General features: G+C 61.3%; 21 protein-coding genes. 8 read left to right on the top strand and 13 right to left on the bottom strand.

Features of this window, described 5'->3' with window-relative positions; genetic code table 11:
- The first annotated feature begins 11 nt into the window (after positions 1-11).
- A complete protein-coding gene (locus LUN51_RS14615; protein WP_277811805.1) occupies positions 12-209 on the top strand; it encodes a CsbD family protein in 198 nt (65 codons plus the stop codon).
- 66 nt (positions 210-275) lie between these two features.
- Positions 276-803 carry a PRC-barrel domain containing protein gene (locus LUN51_RS14610; protein WP_277811804.1) on the top strand — a complete coding sequence of 176 codons (528 nt, stop codon included), beginning with the start codon at positions 276-278 and terminating at the stop codon, positions 801-803.
- A 222-nt stretch (positions 804-1,025) separates the two neighbouring features.
- On the opposite strand, the gene LUN51_RS14605 is transcribed toward LUN51_RS14610, so the two are convergent.
- The 6 genes from LUN51_RS14605 to LUN51_RS14580 form a co-directional block, all read right to left on the bottom strand.
- A complete protein-coding gene (locus LUN51_RS14605) occupies positions 1,026-1,424 on the bottom strand; it encodes a DUF4168 domain-containing protein (protein WP_277811803.1) in 399 nt (132 codons plus the stop codon).
- 90 nt (positions 1,425-1,514) lie between these two features.
- Entirely contained in the window at positions 1,515-2,846 is a 1,332-nt protein-coding gene (locus tag LUN51_RS14600) for a pyridoxal phosphate-dependent aminotransferase (RefSeq protein ID WP_277811802.1), read from the bottom strand.
- A gap of 46 nt (positions 2,847-2,892) precedes the next feature.
- The gene (locus LUN51_RS14595; RefSeq protein WP_277811801.1) at positions 2,893-3,810 is read right to left on the bottom strand and encodes a MurR/RpiR family transcriptional regulator; all 918 of its coding nucleotides are present in this window, start codon (positions 3,808-3,810) and stop codon (positions 2,893-2,895) included.
- Positions 3,811-3,937: 127 nt separating this feature from the next.
- Positions 3,938-4,864, bottom strand: a complete 927-nt coding sequence (locus LUN51_RS14590) for a biotin-dependent carboxyltransferase family protein (RefSeq protein ID WP_277811800.1) — start codon at positions 4,862-4,864, stop codon at positions 3,938-3,940.
- Positions 4,861-5,592 carry a 5-oxoprolinase subunit B family protein gene (locus LUN51_RS14585; protein WP_277811799.1) on the bottom strand — a complete coding sequence of 244 codons (732 nt, stop codon included), beginning with the start codon at positions 5,590-5,592 and terminating at the stop codon, positions 4,861-4,863. The genes LUN51_RS14590 and LUN51_RS14585 overlap by 4 nt, the downstream gene beginning before the upstream one ends.
- A 4-nt stretch (positions 5,593-5,596) precedes the next feature.
- On the bottom strand, positions 5,597-6,349 hold the full coding sequence (locus LUN51_RS14580) for a 5-oxoprolinase subunit PxpA (RefSeq protein WP_277811798.1): 753 nt from the start codon (positions 6,347-6,349) through the stop codon (positions 5,597-5,599).
- A gap of 212 nt (positions 6,350-6,561) precedes the next feature.
- Between LUN51_RS14580 and LUN51_RS14575 the strand changes: the two genes are divergently transcribed.
- The 5 genes from LUN51_RS14575 (at position 6,562) to LUN51_RS14555 (ending at position 11,114) form a co-directional block, all read left to right on the top strand.
- Positions 6,562-6,999, top strand: a complete 438-nt coding sequence (locus tag LUN51_RS14575; protein WP_277811797.1) for a VOC family protein — start codon at positions 6,562-6,564, stop codon at positions 6,997-6,999.
- 98 nt (positions 7,000-7,097) lie between these two features.
- Positions 7,098-8,042, top strand: a complete 945-nt coding sequence (locus LUN51_RS14570) for a LysR family transcriptional regulator (protein ID WP_247619651.1) — start codon at positions 7,098-7,100, stop codon at positions 8,040-8,042.
- Between the two features lie 95 nt (positions 8,043-8,137).
- Complete coding sequence (locus tag LUN51_RS14565; protein ID WP_431355581.1) at positions 8,138-9,118, top strand: TRAP transporter substrate-binding protein; 981 nt, start codon at positions 8,138-8,140, stop codon at positions 9,116-9,118.
- Positions 9,119-9,226: 108 nt separating this feature from the next.
- Positions 9,227-9,784: a TRAP transporter small permease gene (locus tag LUN51_RS14560; protein ID WP_277811795.1), complete on the top strand. Its 558-nt coding sequence runs from the start codon at positions 9,227-9,229 to the stop codon at positions 9,782-9,784.
- A 28-nt stretch (positions 9,785-9,812) separates the two neighbouring features.
- Entirely contained in the window at positions 9,813-11,114 is a 1,302-nt protein-coding gene (locus LUN51_RS14555; protein WP_247619648.1) for a TRAP transporter large permease, read from the top strand.
- Between the two features lie 101 nt (positions 11,115-11,215).
- Here LUN51_RS14555 and araD1 read toward each other — a convergent pair whose 3' ends face one another.
- From araD1 to LUN51_RS14530, 5 genes are read right to left on the bottom strand one after another with little or no spacing between them, the layout of a single operon-like run.
- Entirely contained in the window at positions 11,216-12,223 is a 1,008-nt protein-coding gene (gene araD1 / locus LUN51_RS14550) for an AraD1 family protein (RefSeq protein ID WP_247619647.1), read from the bottom strand.
- Positions 12,224-12,264: 41 nt separating this feature from the next.
- The gene (locus LUN51_RS14545; RefSeq protein ID WP_277811794.1) at positions 12,265-13,050 is read right to left on the bottom strand and encodes an SDR family oxidoreductase; all 786 of its coding nucleotides are present in this window, start codon (positions 13,048-13,050) and stop codon (positions 12,265-12,267) included.
- A 6-nt stretch (positions 13,051-13,056) separates the two neighbouring features.
- On the bottom strand, positions 13,057-14,058 hold the full coding sequence (gene araH, locus LUN51_RS14540) for an L-arabinose ABC transporter permease AraH (protein WP_178997967.1): 1,002 nt from the start codon (positions 14,056-14,058) through the stop codon (positions 13,057-13,059).
- Positions 14,059-14,110: 52 nt separating this feature from the next.
- Entirely contained in the window at positions 14,111-15,604 is a 1,494-nt protein-coding gene (gene araG, locus LUN51_RS14535) for an L-arabinose ABC transporter ATP-binding protein AraG (RefSeq protein ID WP_277811793.1), read from the bottom strand.
- 55 nt (positions 15,605-15,659) lie between these two features.
- A complete protein-coding gene (locus LUN51_RS14530) occupies positions 15,660-16,649 on the bottom strand; it encodes an arabinose ABC transporter substrate-binding protein (RefSeq protein ID WP_277811792.1) in 990 nt (329 codons plus the stop codon).
- Between the two features lie 198 nt (positions 16,650-16,847).
- Here LUN51_RS14530 and LUN51_RS14525 point away from each other — a divergent pair, with 198 nt between their 5' ends.
- Positions 16,848-17,786, top strand: coding sequence for a LysR substrate-binding domain-containing protein (locus LUN51_RS14525; RefSeq protein ID WP_178997961.1), 939 nt, complete (start codon positions 16,848-16,850; stop codon positions 17,784-17,786).
- Positions 17,787-17,809: 23 nt separating this feature from the next.
- On the opposite strand, the gene LUN51_RS14520 is transcribed toward LUN51_RS14525, so the two are convergent.
- Both LUN51_RS14520 and mtgA read right to left on the bottom strand, forming a co-directional pair.
- Complete coding sequence (locus LUN51_RS14520; RefSeq protein ID WP_277811791.1) at positions 17,810-18,736, bottom strand: Gfo/Idh/MocA family protein; 927 nt, start codon at positions 18,734-18,736, stop codon at positions 17,810-17,812.
- A 58-nt stretch (positions 18,737-18,794) separates the two neighbouring features.
- On the bottom strand, positions 18,795-19,499 hold the full coding sequence (gene mtgA / locus LUN51_RS14515; RefSeq protein ID WP_277811790.1) for a monofunctional biosynthetic peptidoglycan transglycosylase: 705 nt from the start codon (positions 19,497-19,499) through the stop codon (positions 18,795-18,797).
- Positions 19,500-19,533: the final 34 nt, after the last annotated feature.

Here is a 19,533-nt window from a genome sequence, read left to right as displayed (position 1 = left end):
GAGGAACCGTTATGAATTGGGATCAGATAGAAGGCCGTTGGACTGAGGTCAGAGGCAAGGCCAAAGCGTCCTGGGGCGAAATGACCGACGATGAACTCGATCAGGTTGCCGGCAAGCGTGATCAATTGATCGGCAAACTGCAGACCAAATATGGGATCACCAAGGAAGAAGCCGAAAAACGTGCCGATGACTGGGCTCGTTCGGTCTGATTGTCCATCTCGCCAGCGATTCGACACCCGTCGAATAGATAGAACCGACGAAGAAGGAGCTTCTCAATGCGCCATTCACTGCATCACATGACGCAAACCGCCATTCTCATCGGCGGCCTGAGCCTGACAGGCGCTGCCCTCGCGCAATCCGAGACTCAGCCACAGGGGCTGTATTCGGCCGACGAATTGATGGATGCCGACGTTTTCCTCTCGGAAAACCCCAATGAAGATGTCGGCGATGTCGAGGACGTGCTGCTTGGCGAGGACATGAGCGTTCAAGCCTTGGTCATCGAAACCGGGGGCGTACTCGACCTCGGCGATACACACCGTGTCATCGATCGCGACAACTTTACCCTCAAGACACAGAACGCCGACGATCTCGACAACTTGAACTATCGCGTTACGCTCGACATGACGCGCGATGATATCGCCAAGCTACCTGAGTACGATAACGACTGGTGGCAGGATGCCAAAGGCCAAGCTCGCCAAGCATGGCAAGATACCAAGCAAGGCGCCGAAAGCGCTTGGCAAAGCACCAAGTCGGCTACCGCCGATCTGCTGGACGATGCCAGCGATGCTCTCAACGACAACTAATCGTCATCAGACTTCTCGTCCATAATGGGCGAAAGCATGAAAAAGGCCCGCCACCATGGCGGGCCTTTTTCATGTCGACTGGCGGCATATCAACTAACGCGCCGCTCTCGAAACGTCCTTGAGACAGACCAACACGAAAAAGGCCACCTAAAAGTGACCTTTTTGCGAAGCTTCTAGCATTTGGCACCGGCACGAAGTGCGACGATACCAGATCCGACTCGCTTACTGCTGCTGGCCTTGGACCATGCCCTGAACGCGCTTCATGAGCTCGGGATCCTGCTGGATCGCCTGGCCAATGGAGTTGAACTCTTCGACACTCATGCCGCTGTCTTCGACAACGCTGACCATCTCTTCATTGGCTTTTTCACGAAGCTCTTTTTGCTTGGCTTCGTCAGTCGCGTTCTGAAGCTGCTTGGTATACTTCTGGGAAACTTGAGCGATTTCCTCAGACGCATCAGCGAACTGCTGAAGTTGTTCGTCAGAAAAATCTTGAGAGGACGCACCTTGAGTCTGGGTTGTCCCGCTTGCTGCCGGGTCTTCCTGCTGTGCCATGGCGGCCTGTGCCGCTACCATTCCGGTCGTCAGCATAGCCGCTGAAACAAGAGCAGTGATCCGTTGCATGAATACCTCCAGGTTATTACGTGTGCGTGGCCATTGTGACGCCACTGTAGTGGGTGAGTTCACATTTTTCCTGTAACAGAGTGTAAATGCTCACGCGCCATTCAACCAGGCCACCAACGCCTCGATTCCATGACGCACCGTGGCAAGCTCAGGCGCGGCCATCGCCGATTCGAGATCGTCGGGACAAGTGCGTGCCAATAGCGCCGCGCCATCGAAGTCCACATAGGCCAAGCGCGCCGTCAACTGCGCCGGTTCGCAGCCAAACGCGCTGCCCGGCAAGAGCGCGATGCCGGCCTCTTCGAGCAGCCTCGCGGTCAACTCGGCGCTGGTGGTAATCCCACGCGCTCGTAATATCTCGCGGTATGCGCTGAAATCGGGGAACAGATAAAAGCCGCCATCCGGCGCATGCGTGCGAATCCCAGCCGCCTCAAGACGTTGCGCGCACCAGCATCCGATCGCGCTCAACCACTGCCGCTGGGCCTCGATATACGCTTCCAGCGCCGGCGTTACGCTATACGCGGTGATCCCCGCCGCCTGGACCGGACTCGCCACGCTCGACCAGGTTTCCGAGGCGATACCCAGCAAGCGCGTTAGCAATGCATCGCCCAGCGCTTCGGGCATATTCAACACACCCAAGCGCCAACCACCTGCACCACACCACTTGGAAAGCCCGCTAGTGGTCAAAGTACCCTCGGGGTAATCGAGTGCGAAGGGACGATGTTCTCCGCGATGATGAAGCGGCCCGTAGATCTCGTCGGAGAGCACCAGCACGCCATGACGCTTGGCGACCACGGCCAGTTCACGCTGCATTTCGGGCTCATACGATAGCCCCGTGGGATTGCCCGGCGCATTGAGGATCAGCAGCCGTAGGCCGGGGCCATGCTCGCGGCAATGCCGGTCGAGCTGTGCCGGCGTAACCAGCCAGCGGCTATCGAAGCTTGTTTCCAGCCTCACCGCCGGCTGTCCCGCGAGTCGCGCTTGTGGCGCATAGGAGACCCAGGCCGGCGCCGGAATGAGCACTTCGGCGCGTGGCAGGGCCTTCATCAGCGCAAACAGCAGCAGCTTGCTCCCCGGGGCGATCAACACGCGTTCGGCTCGCCAGTCCGTGCCATCCATATGACGATGAAAAGCCGCCACCTGTTCGCGCAGCGCCGCCATACCCTGCACCGGCAGGTAGGCCTTGTCGGCGGCGTGTTCGGCCAGCGTCTCCACAGCCGGGGCGAAGACCGGAAACGGCGATTGGCCGAAACCGAACTTGGTGATGCGTCGTCCCTGCGTTTCGAGTAGACGCGACTGCTCGTTGATCAAGAGCGTATCCGAGGCGGCGGTGGCGTTATGATCGTCGGCGTAGCCCCGGTCCAACCAATCGGCGGCGCTGGTAGCTGGCCCTGGGGCATCAGAGAAAGAGACAGAAGAGGTCATGGCAAACTCCAGAGAAGCGGTAAAAGAAGCGGTGTAAACGGATATGTCACTCGACGTGCAGACGCGAGATCAGCGCCTCGCGCTGACGCAAGGCCAGCACTGCGTCATGCCCCATCTCTCGGGCCACGCGGGACAGCAACAGCTCGACGAGCATGAAAAGGCTACTCATGGGATTGAAGAAGAAGGCGCCCTCGGCCGGCGCGAGCAGCGTCGATTCGCTCAACGCGGCCAGTTGCGAGCTGGAATGATTCGTCAACGCCAGCAGCGAGGCACCCTGCTCCACCGCCAGCCGGCAGTAGTCGATGCTCATCTGCGACTCGGGCCGAAAGGCGATGCCGATCACCAGATCACTTTCGCTCAGCCGTAATGCCTGCTCGACGCTGACACCGGCGTGTCCCGAGACCAGGTACACACCATCGCGCAGATAATCCAGGTAATACGCCAGGTAATGCGCGGCCCCGAAGCTGGCCCGCAGGCCGATGACGTGGATACGCCGGGCCCGCTGGATGCTAGCCGCTGCCGTGGTCAGTTGCGTCGTGTCCAGCGTGTCCACGGCAGCCGATAGATTTTGCATCTCCTGCTGCCATAGCGCGCGATCATCCGCCAACGCGTCGCCCTCGGCGCGGGGCGTCTCACCGAAATCCAGCAAACGCTGGGCACGCGTGGAATAGAAGGCGCTATCGCTAAGATCCTCACGAAACAGCGCCTGCAGCGCCTTGTAACCTTCCAGGCCGAGCGCGTGAGCTAGGCGCGTCAGGCGCGAAGGGTTTACCCCGTGGTGCTGCGCCAACTGCGAGATACTCGACAGGCTCACTGACTCGGGCTGGGCCAATAGGGCTTCGAGCAAAGCGAGTCCCTTAGCGGAAAGCTTCAGGTCGGCGGCGTCACCACGTCGAGCACGCAGCGCCAGCAGTTGCAGGTCGGCATAGCGCCGGGGAGGCAAGTCGACATTCTCGGCGGACATGGGGCGGGCTCCTGACACCATTCCCTGAAAGGGTTCTGCTTCCAGATTAGGCATCCGCCTCCCGTATTGCAAATTAATTTGCAATACGGGAAATAAAATATCGAGCTCGCCGCTTATAGATCGTCCGTCAGCCCCAACACGCCAACTGGCGAAGATGGGCTTCGCGCGCCTGCCCCACCGCCACCGGCGTCAGCCATACCTCGGTGCCCGGCTGGCATTGCGCCAAGCGCGCGCAGGCCAGCGGCGTCAACGCGCCGAGCCGCGGATAGCCGCCGATGGTCTGGCGGTCGTTGAGCAAGACGATGGGCTGGCCGTCGGCGGGCACCTGGACAGCGCCCAGAGGAATGCCTTCCGAAACCATCCCCTCTCCCAGGTAACGCAGTTCGGGACCAGTAAGACGCACGCCCATACGATCCGCGCGCTGATCGACCTGCCACGGCGTATTGAAGGCTTCAAAAACGCTGGTACCACTGAAGCCGGCGATCTGCGCGCCGCCTACCAGCGCCAACGTCACGCGCTCTCCATCTCCAGGTAACGTGCCCACCCTCGAGGGCAACGTTCGCTCACTCCCAGAGGTGCCTCCCACCCATGTCAGGCAATCGCCTTCGGTCAGCGCCCGCCCCTGGCCATCGAGCCCGCCCAGGCTTTCGCGCACCGTGCTGGCCACGCTGCCCAACACCGGCGCGGCGTCGAGCCCACCCGGAAAGGCTAGATAGTCGCGCAGACCGGTCCGAGGACTCTCGAACGCTAGACGCTGCCCGGCAGCGATCGTAAAGCGACGCCCTGGCGCTAATGGCTCATCGTCGAGGGTCGCGCCTAGATCCGCCCCTGTCAGGGCCAATGTGACCGATGTCTCGGCGTATAGGGTCAAGCCGCCCACGGTAATTTCCACGCCGGGCGCTTGCGGCGCGTTACCCAGCAGCCAATTGGCCCATCCCAGCGACACCCAATCGGCGGCACCGCCCTGGGTCACGCCGAGATGGCGTACCCCGAAGCGCCCGCCATCTTGTATCAGTGCCAACGGCCCCCCACGTTCGACGATCAATCCCTTCATGTCTGGGCCTCCGTGGGAATGTCGCCGCGCTCTGCCAGCGGTGTCGGGTCGCCGCCCTGCTCGATGAACGCTTCGCGGGAGATGGCCTCGAAACGCACCTTGTCACCGGGGCGAAATAGGCTGTAGCCCTCACGGTCGCGCCCGAACAGCGCCACGGGCGTACGCCCGACGATGTTCCAGCCGCCCGGTGAGAGCGTGGGATAGACCGCCGTCTGGCGTTCGGCGATGGCCACGCTACCGGCGGCGACTTTCTGGCGAGGTGTTTTCAGGCGCGGCGTGGCCAGCTCATCGTCGAGACGTCCCATGAAGGCGTAGCCGGGGGCGAAGCCCAACGCGAAAACGCTGTAATCCCGCGCGCAATGCCGCGCGATGACGTCCTCTTGGCTGCCCCCCAGACGCTCGGCAATGCGCTCGAGCTCCGGCCCGACACTAACGTCGTACCACACCGGAATCACATGCCGCTGGCCTTCGCCACTCGTCGCGGGCGTGAGGCCTTTCAGCGCCTCGCTCACCCGGGCTCGAGCGGCCTGCAGATCAAGGCGTTGGATATCGTAATGCACCAGCAGCGTGGTGTAGGACGGCACCAGATCGATCAGCGCCTCTCCGAAGGCCTCGCGCAAGGCTCGGTCGGCGGCTAGCATCCACGGCATATTCTCTTCGTCGATGTTGTCGAAAAGGCGCACGATGAGACTGTCCATGCCCACCGTTTCGATACTTGGGTCGCTCACCGGCTCACTCCCGTGCCAGACCATCGAAGGCGTCACGAATGGCGCGCACGGCGGCCACCGACTCAGCATTATCGCCGTGGACGCAAAGCGTATCGGCGGCTAGACGCAGCGTGCTGCCGTCGTTGGCGGTCAGCGCTTCGCCCTTGGCGAGCGTCACCGCCTGCGCCACGATGGTCTCGCGATCATGGTGGACGGCACCCGGCTCGCGCCGCGACACCAGCCGTCCCTGGGAGTCGTAGGCGCGGTCGGCGAAGGTCTCGAACCACAGCGTGACGCCCATTTCCTCGGCCAGCGCCCGCATCGGCGCCGGGTCCGCCGTGGCCATGGCGAGTAGCGGCAAGGTGCGATCATAGGCCAGCACGGCGCGCATGGCGCCGCGCAAAAGCTCCGGATCGCGGGCCATGTCGTTGTACAGTGCGCCATGGGGTTTGACGTAGCTCACGGTCGTGCCCTCGGCGCGGCACATGCCCTCCAGCGCGCCGATCTGGTACAGCATCATGTCCTCGACTTCGCGCGGCGAACAAGCCAGCGAACGACGCCCGAAGCCTTGCAGATCGGGATAGGCCGGATGCGCGCCGACGCGCACGCCGTGTTGCACGGCTAACGCCACGGTACGCCGCATGATGTCGGGATCGGAGGCATGAAAGCCACAGGCGATATTGGCGCAATCGACATAAGGCATGACCTCGTCATCGAGGCCCATTTTCCAGTTGCCGAAGCTCTCTCCCATGTCGCAGTTGAGAAGCGGAAGGGGCATGAACGTGACCTCTTTTATTGTCGTCGGCTTGCACGGTTTTGGTATTTCACTCTAAGAAAGCCCGCGAGGCCCGGTCCAATCGTTTTTCGTGATGCGCGATATCGGAGGAACCTTTCATCATACCGCGTGGGAAAACGAGTTGACGCCGCACAGCGCCGGGCTAAAGAATCGAGGCTCACAAATGCCAATCACAATCTAACGAGGATGTTTCCATGGCCGTCAGCGATCCTTTCCACCTCGCCGTTCAAGTCCGTGACATCGACGAAGCCCGGCGTTTCTACGGCGACTTCCTAGGCTGCCCCGAGGGCCGCTCATCGGAGAGCTGGGTCGACTTCGACCTCTTCGGCCACCAGTTCGTCTGCCATCTCAACCCTGCCCTGAAGGACAGCGCCGTGGCCAGTCACAAGAATCCGGTGGACGGTCATGGCGTGCCGGTGCCGCATTTCGGCGTGGTTCTCGAGATGCAGGCCTGGCAGGCCCTGGCCGACAAGCTAAGCGCTCATGGCATCGCCTTCGAAATAGAGCCCTACGTACGCTTCAAGGGCGAACCCGGCGAGCAAGCCACCATGTTCTTCTACGATCCCTCCGGCAATGCCCTGGAGTTCAAGGCCTTCAAAGATCGCGAGACACAGCTGTTCAAGAAGGCATAGCTTTTCAGGAAGACATCGCTTTTCAAGAAGACAGAGTACTCGCCGCCGCTTCCTTTTCGCCGCGCGGGAATCGCGCGGCGACCTGTGCAGGATCACCGATGTTCGATTTCAAGGAACTCGAGGCGTTCGTCTGGGTGGTGCGCCTGGGCTCGTTCCGCAAGGGCGCGACCAAGCTGCACCTCACCCAGCCATCGATCTCGGACCGTATCACCCGGCTCGAAGACAGCGTCGGCGAATCGCTTCTCGACCGCTCGGCGCGCCCCGTGCAACCCACGCTTCGCGGCCGCGAGTTCTTCACCCATGCAGAACGTCTACTCGAGGGACGCGACGAGGCCATGCGCCTGTTCCAGGACGAGGAATCGTTCTCCGGCACGCTGCGCCTTGGGGTTATCGAGACCATCGCCAGCAGTTGGTGCCCGACCTTCATGCGCCGACTGGCAGAGCGCTATCCGCAACTGACCATCGAGTTGATGGTGGATATTTCCCCCTTTTTACATCAACGCCTGGCCGAGAACGATCTCGACATGCTGTTCGCCATGGACGGCCTAGCGCCGGGTCTCTCTGCCATTCAGACGCCGCTTTGCACCTACGAGATGGGTATGTTCGCCGCCCCCGAGCTAGCCGCCGCATTACGCCATGGCGATATGGCGACCTTCGCCGACACGGCGTTCATTTCCTTCAGCAAGCAGGCGCGGCCTTACAGCGAGCTGGTCGCCTACCTCACCGCGCTGGGCATCGACACGCCACGCATTCACTCCACCAGCACGCTGATGACCATCATGCGCATGAGCATCGAGGGGCTGGGCATCGGCGTCTTACCGGTCGCCACGGTACGCGATGCCGTGGAGGCCGGTAACCTGGAGCGTCTGACGCTGGAAGAACCCCTGCCACCGATGATCTATGACGCCATCTGGCGCCGTTCCAACTACCCGAGCTTCTGCGCCAGCGTGGCTCGCCTGGCCAAGCAGTGCGCCGCCGATTACGCCCAGGATCACGGAAAGCTTTCATCACCGACCACTATGAAAGGTTACGTCGATACTTGACATCAGAATTAACGATTTGACGCCAACGCATCGCCACTTGAAGAATGAAATCGTCTTCCAAGTTCAATAACAATGAGGAATTGAACATGCGTACGATGCATTCTTTCGCCTGGCTGGCGGCACTCGGCTCGCTTGGCATTGCCAGCAGCGCCATGGCCGCGCAATGGAACCTCGCCACACCCTACGGCGATGCCAGCTTTCATACTCAGAACACCAAACAATTCGCCGAGGACGTCGCCGACGCTACCGACGGTGAACTGGACATCACTGTGCATAGCGGCGGCTCGTTGATCGCGCACTCCGAGATCAAACCTTCCGTGCGACGCGGCACCGTCCAGGCGGGCGAAGTGTTCCTTTCGTCGCTCTCCAACGAATCGCCGATCTACGAAGTGGATACCTTGCCGGGACTGGCCGGGAGCTACGAAGATGCCTACGACCTCTGGCGGGCCTCCAAGCCGATCATCACCCAGATGTTCGCCGATGAAGGCCTGATGCCGCTGTATGCCGTACCGTGGCCGGCGCAGGGCATCTATACCGACTTCGAGATGACCGATGCATCGCAGTTCGAGGGGCTGCGCGTGCGTGCCCCCAACATCAACACGCAACGCTTCGTCGAGAATCTCGGTGGCACGCCCACCGAAACCGAAGAGGCCGATATTCCCACTGCGTTCAGCACCGGACGCGTCGACGCCATGATTACGTCGGTCTCCACGGGCAAGTCGATGTCCGCCTGGGACTATGTCTCGCATTACAGCGATGCCAACTTGTGGCTGCCCAAGAACATCGTGTTCGTCAATAAACGTGCCTTCGACCAACTCGATGACGAGACGCAGCAAGCCGTGCTGGATGCCGCCGCTGAAGCCGAACGACGTGGCTGGCAGGCCAGCCGCGAGGACAGCGCCGAGAGCGCCAAGGCTCTGAAGGAACACGACATCACGATTTCCAAGCCCAGCGGCCAGCTGGCCAAGGATCTCGAGGCTGCCGGCGACTCGCTGTTCGAGAACTGGCAGGAACGCGCTGGCGATCAGGCCAAGATGCTGATCGAGCGCTATCGCGAGCGCCAGGCCGACGACTGACGCGTCACATCCGACCCAAGACGACATTCGACGCTTCGTGATCGCCATAATGCATGGCGGTCGCGAACGTTAGATGACGTCTTCGCCCCCGATTCGTGAGTGACCGACATGACCTACCGACTCGACAGACTCTATCGCCTCGGCGCTTGGGGCGCCGCGGCTTGCATGCTAGCGATCTGTGCCATCGTCACCGTTCAAGTGCTACTGCGCTGCCTGGATGCACTGCTAGTCCTGGTGGGCAATGCACGCCTGGGGCTCGAAATTCCCGGCGTCTCGGAAATGGCCGCTTATCTGCTGGTGGGCGCCACTTTTCTAAGCATGGCCTATACCTTCACGCACCACGCACATATCCGCGTGACGCTGGTCATTTCACGTCTGCCGCCGCGTGCTCGCGTATGGGTCGAGACGCTCTGTCTGCTGGTGGCGCTGGCGCTTAGTGTACTGCTCACTTGGGAACTGGTGGGCCTGGTGCGTGAAAGCCTCGAATACAACGATGTGTCCTCGGGATTGCTCGCCATTCCACTATGGATACCGCAAAGCGTTCTCGTCGTTGGCATCGCTCTGATGTGCGTGGCGCTCCTCGAAACCTTGTTGGGTACCCTGCGCACGGCTTTAACGGCCCCTGCTTCTTATGTGGCACCCGAGCCACAGGACGGTGACTCATGATCCGCCATACGCGAGAGGATGCCTTGTCATGCTGACCCTCAGTCTCGTCACGATCCTCGCCCTGGCGCTGCTTCTCGGCGGCGGCGTATGGATCGCCTTTGCCCTGCTGGGAACCGGCTGGATCGCCCTGACGTTCTTCGGCAGTTTCGAGCCCGGCCCCATTCTGGCGTCCGACTTCTGGGGCGCCAGCTACGGCTGGGATTTGACCGCTCTGCCAATGTTCGTCTGGATGGGCGAGATCCTGTTTCGCTCGGGGCTTGCGGACAACATGTTTCGCGCCCTGGCGCCCTGGCTCAATCGCCTGCCGGGACGCTTGCTGCATTCCAATATCATCGGTAGCGGCCTATTCGCCGCCGTATGCGGCTCTTCGGCGGCGACCTGCGCCACGGTCGGCAAGATGACGCTGCCCGAGCTGGAACGCCGCGGCTACGACGGTAACCTTGCCATCGGCACGCTGGCCAGCGCCTCGACGCTGGGCCTGCTGATTCCACCTTCGATCATGATGATCGTCTACGGCGTGGTGACCGAGCAGTCAATCTCGCGGCTATTCATCGCCGGCATTCTGCCGGGCTTGCTGCTGCTGGGTCTGTTCATGACCTACCTGATCGGTTGGTCGTTGCTGGTCGGCAACCGCCAAGGGCGTGCCGGCGAGGGCGCGGCCCACATGCCGTTCGGACAGAAGCTCCGCAATAGCGCCCAGTTGATCCCACTACTGGCGCTCATCGGCGGCATCCTGGGCAGCATCTACGGCGGGCTGGCCTCGCCCACCGAAGCCGCCGCCGTCGGCGTGGTGCTGTCGATGCTGATCGCGCGGGGCAACGGTCACTTCAACAAGGCCATCTTTCTCGACTCGCTCTTCGCGGCGCTGCGCACGGCGTGCATGATCGCCTTCATCATCGCAGGCGCCTCTTTTCTCTCCTCGGCAATGAGTTTCACGCAACTGCCCATGCAGCTCGCTAACGCCATCGCCGAGATGGGACTGTCCCCGACCATGCTGCTGGTGGTTCTGACACTCTTCTTATTGGTACTGGGCTGCTTCCTCGACGGTATCTCGCTGATCCTGCTGGTCACGTCGATCATCATGCCGCTGATCGAAGGCGCAGGGATCGACCTCATCTGGTTCGGCATCTACCTGGTCATCGTGGTGGAAATGTCGCAGATCACACCGCCGGTCGGCTTCAACCTGTTCGTCATTCAGGGACTGACCGGCAAGGACATCATCACCATCACCCGCGCTACCCTGCCGTTCTTCTTGCTAATGATCCTCGCCGTGGTGCTATTACACCTGTTCCCTGGGATCGCATTGTATCTACCGCAAGCGATGAACTGACCGACATACTCCCTCAGCACAACGCCAACCCGCCACAACCCCAACGGCCGCTGGTATGCTCCAGCGGCCGTTGGGGTTCGGGTCAAAATAGACTGAAAGACTTACAGAGGTTTGACGCTCGGCACCGGTGCGGTGGCGTCCTTTGCCAGCGGATTACGCAATGGTAGGGCGAATGGCTTGGCGTCGATTTCGAACACATCTCCCGGCTGAGCACTGATACCGTCGCTGAAGCTCAGTGTCGCAGTGCCGAAGAAGTGCACATGAACGTCACCCGGCCGACAGAACTGCGCGTACTTGAAATGATGTGCCTCGAGATTGGCGAGGCTGTGGCACATGTTGTCTTCGCCGGAGATGAACGGTTTCTCCCATAGCACACCGCCGTCGCGCCGGATGCGCGATGTGCCCTGCACGTCGTCGGGCAGTTCGTCGACGAGCAACGTCGGGCCGAAGGAACAGGCACGCAGCTTGGAATGCGCCAGGTACAGGTAGTTCTCGCGCTCGGTGACATGATCCGAGAACTCGTTGCCCAGCGCATAGCCGATGCGACGCGGCGCGCCGTCGTTGTCGATCAGATACAGCCCGGCGATTTCGGGCTCTTCGCCGCCATCCAGCGCGAAATGTGGCATGCGCAGCGCCTCGCCTGGGGCCATGACGATGCCGCCATCGCCCTTGTAGAACCACTCCGGCTGCACGCCGAAATCATCGCCGGTCGGTTTACCGCCCTCGAGCCCCTTGCGGAACATTTTCATCGAGTCGGTGAGCGGCGCTTCGCTCTGATCTGCCTCGTTCATTTGGCGGTGCATCTTGTCGCGCCCTTCGGCACTACCGAGATGCGTCAACCCGGTGCCGGTGACCAGCAAGTGCGCCGGGTCGGGATGATCGAGCGGTGCCAATAGGCGACCTTGATCGGACAATGCCGCGGCGTCGATACGGGCCTCTCCCGGCCACTCGGCAACCAACGCGGCAAGCCCGACATTGCGATCGAGCGCCGTGAGTGCCAGGGCTAGCACGCTATCCACGTCATCTAGACGACGCGCCTGTGTCGGATCGTCTTCGATGACCAGGACGAAACGCTCGCCATTGTCGTTCCGAGCTTGTGCGAGTTGCATGTTATGGGCTCCTGAAGGTCGAGTCGGTGACGGTGGGTCGCTCAATCGTGATAGACCACGCTGCGCCCGCCATCAATGGTGATACAGCTTGCGTTGATGAACGGTGCCTCGTCGGAGGCGAGAAAGACCGCCGTCATGGCGACCTCCCGCGGCGTTCCCAGGCGCCCCGGCGGCAACAGCGCCTCGATCCGCTGCCTGGCCGCGTCCGGCTCGTCGAATCGTTGCCAGTGTGCCTCGACCGCGGGCGTAGCGATATACCCCGGCGCGATGGCATTGACTCGCACGCCTTGTCGAGCGTATTCGATGCCCAGCGACCGCGTCAGCCCTATCAAACCGTGCTTGGCCACCGCGTAGGGAAAACAGCCCGGCAGGATGGAAAACGCATGCGTCGAGGCCACGTTGATGATGCTGCCACTCGCCTGCGCGAGCATGTCTGGCAACACACCGCGCGCGCAGTGCCAAGCGCCTTCCAGATCCACTGACATGCAGCGCTGCCAGGCAGCCTCGGGCATTTCAAGCGGCGTGTGGAAGACGTTGCGCCCAGCATTGTTGATCAGAGTCGTGACCGGCCCATGCGCCTCGCGTGCCGCGTCGAGCGCCATGTTCACAGAAGCGGGATCGGCAATATCGCAGGCGATCGCCACAACCACCCCGCCGGTATCGCGCAGTTGCCGGGCGACGGCTTGCGCGCCTTCGAGATCGATATCCGCTAGCGATACGTGCGCACCTTCCTCGATACAGGCCTCAGCCATGGCCCGGCCGATGCCGGCCGCCGCTCCGGTAATGAAGACATGTTTGCCATGCAGGCGCGGCGCTCTTTCCGCCATCGCACGTCACCCCTTGGCGCGGCGTGTTTGTTTCCAGCGGTCGAACATCACCGCCAGCAGCAGGATCGCCCCGCGTACCAGATACTGATAGAAGGTGGGCACGTTGAGTAGCCCCATCGCGTTCTGTACGCAGCCCATGATCAAAACGCCGACTAGCACGCCGGTGATCGAGGCCACCCCACCAGACAGCGAGACGCCACCCAGCACACAGGCGGAAATCACCGCCAGCTCTAGCCCCATCGAGGTGTTGGGGTCGCCAAGCCCCATGCGCGAGGCCAACAGTACCCCAGCGATGCCCGCGACAACGCCCTGAAGGGCGAACACGGTAATCTTCAGACGCCGGACGTTGACCCCAGCCAAGCTCGCCGCCTCGGCATTACCACCGGTCGCCAGGGTGTTGCGTCCGAACGCCGTCATATTGAGCACGATTCCGAAGACCACGAAACACGCGATCATGGTCCATACCGGCAACGTCAGCCCCAGAAATGAAGCACTGCCCAAGTCGAAGAAGCTCGGCACGGTGACCATGACCGCATCACCCCCGGAAGTGATGTAAGCCAACCCGCGCACGAACTCCATCGCTGCCAAAGTGGCAATCAATGAATTGATGCCGAACTTGGATACCACGAAGCCATTGAAGGCCCCCACCGCGCCACCAGCGGCGACTCCCACGAGCACGCCAATGAAGACGCTGCCCGAGGTCGACGTCACAACGGCAGCCACCACGCCGGTAAAGGCGACGATGGAGGCGACCGACAAATCCACCTCGCCGAGGGCCAGCACCATCATCATGGTGGTCGCGATGGTGCCGATCAGGGTGACCGAGAGTAGCAATCCGACGATATTGCGGCCGGTCAGAAAGTCCGGCACGAATATCGCCAAAGCGATGAAGAGGACGAAAAAAATCGCAATCAACCCGGAGGTGTCGAGCAACGTGCGCAATGCCTTGGCCCGCGGTTTTGGCGCCGTCGGCGAGGTGTCGGTAGCGGCCATTTTGTTTGTGCTCATGTGGTCAATCTCTTCATGTTGTTAGCGGGTGAGCAATGCGATTGATGGCAACTCAAGCCGGAAGCGCCAGTCCCAGCAGGCGCTCTTGGGTCGCCTGCTCGCGCGGTACGATATCGACCAGGGCGCCATCGCGCATGACGCCGATGCGATCGCAGATCGAGCTGACCTCAGCGAGGTCGCTGGAAATCACGATCACGCCCTTACCCTGGTCCGCGAGGTCATACAGCAAGGTGTAGATATCGCGTCGAGCCCCCACGTCGATGCCACGCGTGGGCTCGTCCATCACGAACAAGTCGATCTCCTCCGCCAGCCAGCGCCCGACAATCACCTTCTGCTGATTCCCCCCCGAGAGGGTATTGATCGGTGTGCGATGGTTCGGCGTCTTGATACTCAAACGCTGGATATAAGTCTTGGCGTTATCGGCTTCACGCCCAGCATGGCGAAACACGCCCCAGCGCTTGAAGAAGCGCCGACAACTGATATTGAGATTGTCGGCGACACTCGCCACGGGGAATATTCCTTGGGATTTGCGATCCTCGGGACACATGGCGATGCCCGCACGAATTGCCTGTTGGGGCGAGGTAAAGACACCGGTTTTGCCACGAAATGTCACCTGCCCTTGGCTCGCCTTTTCCACGCCGCACACCAGACGCATCAGCTCGCTACGCCCAGCGCCGACAAGCCCGAAGAGACCGAACACTTCGCCGCGCTTCACCTCCAGACTGACCGGCTCGTTAACGCCCCGCCCCTGAAGACCGTCGATACGCATCAATACGTCGCCCATGGCACGCTGTCTGAAGCCATAAACGTCCTCGATCTGTCGGCCTACCATCTCGCCAACCAAGGTGTCTTGATCGACGCCTTCCAATGTCTCGTGGGTGCAAATATGGCGCCCATCGCGGAACACCGTCAGCGCATCGCACATCTCGAAGACTTCTTCCATGCGATGCGTGACGTACAGCACCACGCGCCCCTCCTCGCGTAGCCGCGCAACGATGCGTTTGAGTTGCCGTGTCTCTTGCACGGAAAGACTACTGGTGGGCTCGTCGAAGGCGATGATCTTGGCGTCACGTAATAATGCACGACCGATCTCGATCATTTGCTGTTGGCCGATGGACAGCTCCCGCACCTTGGTGGCCGGGTCGATCTCGCCTTCGCCGAGATCTTCGAGAATCTCCCGAGCACGCGCCTTCATGGTACGCCGGTCGATGAAGCCGCGACGCTCCGGCAACTGTCCCAGCAACAGGTTCTCGGCCACCGACAAGTTGGGTGACAATGTGAGTTCTTGATAGATGATCGCGATGCCTTTAGCCAACGCCTCGCGAGCGTTGGTAAAGACATACGACTGGCCATCGATCCACAACTGTCCCGAGGAAGGGCGATTGACGCCGCTGAGCACCTTGAGCAAGGTCGACTTCCCGGCACCGTTCTCGCCCATCAAGGCATGCACCTCGCCGGCTTTTGCAGCAAAACTCACACCGTCGAGAGCCCTCACACCTGGAAACTCGACGGTAATATCGTCGAAACGAAGAAAAGCCTCGGACATACGGCACTCCTGAAGGAAAAAAGCATGCCCGCGCACCGGGGCGCGGGCATCGATCTTACAAACCCAGCTCTTCCCGTACGTCTTGCCAGTTGTCCCGCGTCATCAGTTTACCGGTAGTTTCGGTATTGGCCTTGGGCTTCTCGCCTTCGGTAATCCACTGATAGAGGTTGTCCGCCGATTGGCGCCCATGCATGGTCGAACTCACGGCAACGGTACCGTGGAAGCCAGTAGGCGTCTCACGCGAGAACTCTGCGAACGCCGCGCCGGAGCCGTTGATGCCCACGCCGATGACCTGTTCCGGATCGAGTCCGTACTGTTCACTCGCGCGTACGCCGCCTAGCACGCTCTCTTCGTTGAGGGCGTAGATCACCCAGTGCTCGAAATCGCCACGCTTGGAGAACACCGGCGATGCCGCCGAAAAGGCGCTGCTGGTATCGGTATTTTGTTGCGGGGCATCGAAGATGTTGTCCTTCTTGAAGCCGGACTCGAGCAACGCAGCCGTGGCGCCATCGGTACGCTCTTTTGCGGTAGGCAGTTCATAGTTGGTGATACGCAGTGCCGCGACCTCGTCCGGATCCCAGCCGCGATTGTCCATCTCTTCGGCGATGGCGTTACCGACTTGCTCACCGATCTTATAACCGGACATCCCCAAGTGCGGCACGTTCTCCATCGGCTCGCCATCGCTGCCGATAAAGCGATCGTCGACGGTCACCACTTTCATGCCATATTGCTTGGCACGGTTCATGATCGCTGGCCCCAGCCGCACATCCGGCGGACAGATCACGAAGCCCTGAGCGCCTTGCGAGTTGAGGTTATCAATGGCACTCAACACTTCCTGGCCATCTTCGCCCGACAAGCGCACCACTTCGAAGCCTTTCTCTTCACCCAATGCGGTCGCGGCCTCTTGCTCATTGATGAACCACGCCTGTTCGGGCTTCTTGACGATGAAGCCCATCTTGACGTCCTCATCGCTCTGGGCTTGTGCCGTCAACGGCCCAGCGCTCAGCGCCAAGCCCACGGCCATCCCCAGTAGGGTACGTGTCATGGGTCGTAGCGTACGCGTCTTAGGTGTTGTTAATGACATCCGGCGTCCTCCTGGATCCCTTCGAGGGGTTGTTGTTGTGCTGCAGAACAGGTTTCTTAACAGTCTGAACAATAGGCATCAGCGAAATAACCGACTAATGCCACTTGACAGAAATACCGATATCCATTTTGTTATTGTTTTCTCCTGAGGCCAGACACCATGAGCTCCTTGCCCACTGACTGGTTCATGAAGGTGCGACTAAAGTTGCGCCATTTGCAGTTGTTCATCGCGCTAGACGAGCTGCGCAACCTGCACCGCGCCGCCGAGCGCCTGGGTATGAGTCAGCCGGCGGCATCCAAACTGCTGGGTGAGCTAGAAAACCAGCTCGGCCTCGTATTGTTCGACCGTCACCCGCGCGGCATCGCCCCCAATTGGTACGGCGAGACGGTGATTCGACACGCGCGCGGCATCATGTCGTCGCTTCATCAAGCAGGCGACGAATTGAATGCATTGCATGCGGGCAGCGCGGGGAGTGTTTCGGTGGGGACGGTGATGGCGCCGGCCGTCACGCTGCTGACCAGCGCGGTGGAGCGCGTGCATCGTGACCGCCCCAACCTCAAGGTCAGCATCGACGTGGATGTCAGCCACGCGCTAATTCCACGCCTCATGGAGGGCGAGTTCGACTTCGCCATCGCGCGAATTCCATCGACGCTGCCCGCGGGCGATTTCGTCTTCGAGGAGATCGGCGAGGAGGCGCTGTGCTTCGTGTGTCGCGCCGACCACCCGCTCGTTCAACGCGAGTCGCTGAACCTGGCGGCGATGGTCGACTACCCTTGGGTATTGCAGCCGCCCGGCGCCTTGATGCGCCAGCGGGTCGACCATCTATTCCTGCATCACGGCGTGGCGTTGCCGCGTCAAATCGTCGATACGCCGGACATCCTGGTGGCGCTGGCCATGGTCGACAAGTCGGATACCGTGACGGTGACCACGCGGCAGGTAGCGGACCTGCTCTGCGACCAGCCGCGCTTTCGCATTTTGCCATTCCCAGAGGCGCTGAGCGTGCAGCCCTACGGGCTGGTCAGCCTGCGCGAACAGCGGCTTTCGCCCGGCGCGGCGGCGTTGATGTCGACTCTGCGCGAGATCATCCGTGGGCAATGAGTCACGCCCTCAGCACGGCACGCTTACTCGTGGAAAGCATCGACGCTGACGCGCTGACCAAGCAGGAAGGCATCGGCGACATGCCGTAGTGGCGCGACATCGACATCACTCTCACCATGAGCGATGAGCTCGGCGAAGCGAGCGTAGAGCCCGGGATACTCGGCATCGCCGCCTTCCATTACCACCTCATCACCGACGGTCAAGCGACTGCCGCCCTGGGTGAGTGACAACGGCCCGGTATCGGTCTCGATGTAAATATCCCAGGTCTGCGGTCCCGTCTGGCGCCAGTCGAACTCGGCTCGAATATCGGCATCATGTGCATCGCGGAACGCCAGCGTCGCCGCGATCGGTCCCTGGCGATTGGCCGGCACTGCAAGCTCGCCCTGGGTGAGAAAGAACGGTTCGGGCAGAATCGCAGTGATGATCGACAACGCGTTGATGCCGGGGTCGAACACGCCCAGACCACCGGCTTCCCAGATCCATTCCTGGCCAGGGTGCCAGCGCCGTACGTCTTCCTTCCATTGCACGTTGACCGAACGCACGCGACGCCCCCTCAGCCACTCACGAGCTTGAGCGACCCCCGCCGCGTAACGCGAATGCCAGGTTGCGAACAGCGTCACGCCGGCACGTTCGGCCTGAGCACGCAGATCTTCCACCTCGCTCAGCGTCGCACCCGGCGGTTTTTCCAGCATCACATGCTTGCCTGCGGCGATGGCCGCGCGCGCCTGGCGATAACGCACTTGCGGCGGCGCGCACAGCGAAATCGCCTGGATGTCCGGACGCTCATCGAGCAGGGTCTGGATATCGCGAAAATGCGCGACACCCTCCAGCGACGCATTACGGCTGGCCACGGCATCGAGCGTGAACGCCGCGCTGTCATGCAAGGCGGGCACGTGCTGGTCGCGTGCGATCTTGCCGAATCCGACGATGGCCACGGAAGTGGAATTCATGAAGGCTCCTTATCTAATAAAAGCGACTGCAATGACAGCGGCGAGCAGATGCCAACGCTTACAGGCGCTCGAGGTAGGCGCTGCCACCCAGTTGACGCATTTGCTGCCGAATCCACTGGCTGCGCTGCTGAATGTACGCCGAGGGCCGCGACGCACTCCACTCGCGCGGATTGGGCAGAATCGCCGCTAAGCGGCTAGCCTGCGCTGCGCTGAGTTGGTTGGCGCTCACACCGAAGTAGTGCTGCGCGGCGGCTTCGAGACCGAACACGCCGCTATCCCACTCGACGATATTGAGATACACCTCGAGGATCCGCTCCTTGGGCCATAGCAGTTCGATCAATACCGTGAACCAGGCTTCGAAGCCCTTGCGCACCCAGGTCCGATCGGTCCAAAGGAACAGGTTCTTGGCCGTCTGCTGACTGATAGTGCTGGCGCCGCGCAGGCTGTCGCCACTGAACCAGGCGTCTAGTGCCTTCTGCATCTGGTTGAAATCGAATCCGTGATGCATGGGAAAGCGCTGGTCCTCTGAGGCGATCACCGCCAGCTTGGCATTGTCGGAAAGCGACGCCCACGGCCGCCATTGCTGGTGAATCGAGATCGGCTCGCCACTCACCCACGACTCGATCTTGCGCTCCAGCATCACCGTCGAGCCGAACACCGGTACCACGCGAAACACCAGCACCAGGAGCACCGATAGCCCGACGAAACCGAGCATCGCGAACAACAAAAAGCGCAGTCCCCTGCGCAACCAATCCCGCGTCATGCGTTAGCCTTATGGGGTCGCAGCATCATGACGA

It is taken from the genome of Chromohalobacter canadensis (genome assembly GCF_029544075.1).
Classification (GTDB): domain Bacteria; phylum Pseudomonadota; class Gammaproteobacteria; order Pseudomonadales; family Halomonadaceae; genus Chromohalobacter; species Chromohalobacter canadensis_A.
This window is presented reverse-complemented; position numbering and strand designations above follow the sequence as displayed.

Coding starts and splice junctions, on each gene's coding strand:
- LUN51_RS14615 (WP_277811805.1), top strand. CDS start 12: ATGAATTGGGATCAGATAGAAGGCCGTTGGACTGAGGTCAGAGGCAAG.
- LUN51_RS14610 (WP_277811804.1), top strand. CDS start 276: ATGCGCCATTCACTGCATCACATGACGCAAACCGCCATTCTCATCGGC.
- LUN51_RS14605 (WP_277811803.1), bottom strand. CDS start 1,424: ATGCAACGGATCACTGCTCTTGTTTCAGCGGCTATGCTGACGACCGGA.
- LUN51_RS14600 (WP_277811802.1), bottom strand. CDS start 2,846: ATGACCTCTTCTGTCTCTTTCTCTGATGCCCCAGGGCCAGCTACCAGC.
- LUN51_RS14595 (WP_277811801.1), bottom strand. CDS start 3,810: ATGTCCGCCGAGAATGTCGACTTGCCTCCCCGGCGCTATGCCGACCTG.
- LUN51_RS14590 (WP_277811800.1), bottom strand. CDS start 4,864: ATGAAGGGATTGATCGTCGAACGTGGGGGGCCGTTGGCACTGATACAA.
- LUN51_RS14580 (WP_277811798.1), bottom strand. CDS start 6,349: ATGCCCCTTCCGCTTCTCAACTGCGACATGGGAGAGAGCTTCGGCAAC.
- LUN51_RS14575 (WP_277811797.1), top strand. CDS start 6,562: ATGGCCGTCAGCGATCCTTTCCACCTCGCCGTTCAAGTCCGTGACATC.
- LUN51_RS14570 (WP_247619651.1), top strand. CDS start 7,098: ATGTTCGATTTCAAGGAACTCGAGGCGTTCGTCTGGGTGGTGCGCCTG.
- LUN51_RS14565 (WP_431355581.1), top strand. CDS start 8,138: ATGCATTCTTTCGCCTGGCTGGCGGCACTCGGCTCGCTTGGCATTGCC.
- LUN51_RS14560 (WP_277811795.1), top strand. CDS start 9,227: ATGACCTACCGACTCGACAGACTCTATCGCCTCGGCGCTTGGGGCGCC.
- LUN51_RS14555 (WP_247619648.1), top strand. CDS start 9,813: ATGCTGACCCTCAGTCTCGTCACGATCCTCGCCCTGGCGCTGCTTCTC.
- araD1 (WP_247619647.1), bottom strand. CDS start 12,223: ATGCAACTCGCACAAGCTCGGAACGACAATGGCGAGCGTTTCGTCCTG.
- LUN51_RS14545 (WP_277811794.1), bottom strand. CDS start 13,050: ATGGCGGAAAGAGCGCCGCGCCTGCATGGCAAACATGTCTTCATTACC.
- araH (WP_178997967.1), bottom strand. CDS start 14,058: ATGAGCACAAACAAAATGGCCGCTACCGACACCTCGCCGACGGCGCCA.
- araG (WP_277811793.1), bottom strand. CDS start 15,604: ATGTCCGAGGCTTTTCTTCGTTTCGACGATATTACCGTCGAGTTTCCA.
- LUN51_RS14530 (WP_277811792.1), bottom strand. CDS start 16,649: ATGACACGTACCCTACTGGGGATGGCCGTGGGCTTGGCGCTGAGCGCT.
- LUN51_RS14525 (WP_178997961.1), top strand. CDS start 16,848: ATGAGCTCCTTGCCCACTGACTGGTTCATGAAGGTGCGACTAAAGTTG.
- LUN51_RS14520 (WP_277811791.1), bottom strand. CDS start 18,736: ATGAATTCCACTTCCGTGGCCATCGTCGGATTCGGCAAGATCGCACGC.
- mtgA (WP_277811790.1), bottom strand. CDS start 19,499: ATGACGCGGGATTGGTTGCGCAGGGGACTGCGCTTTTTGTTGTTCGCG.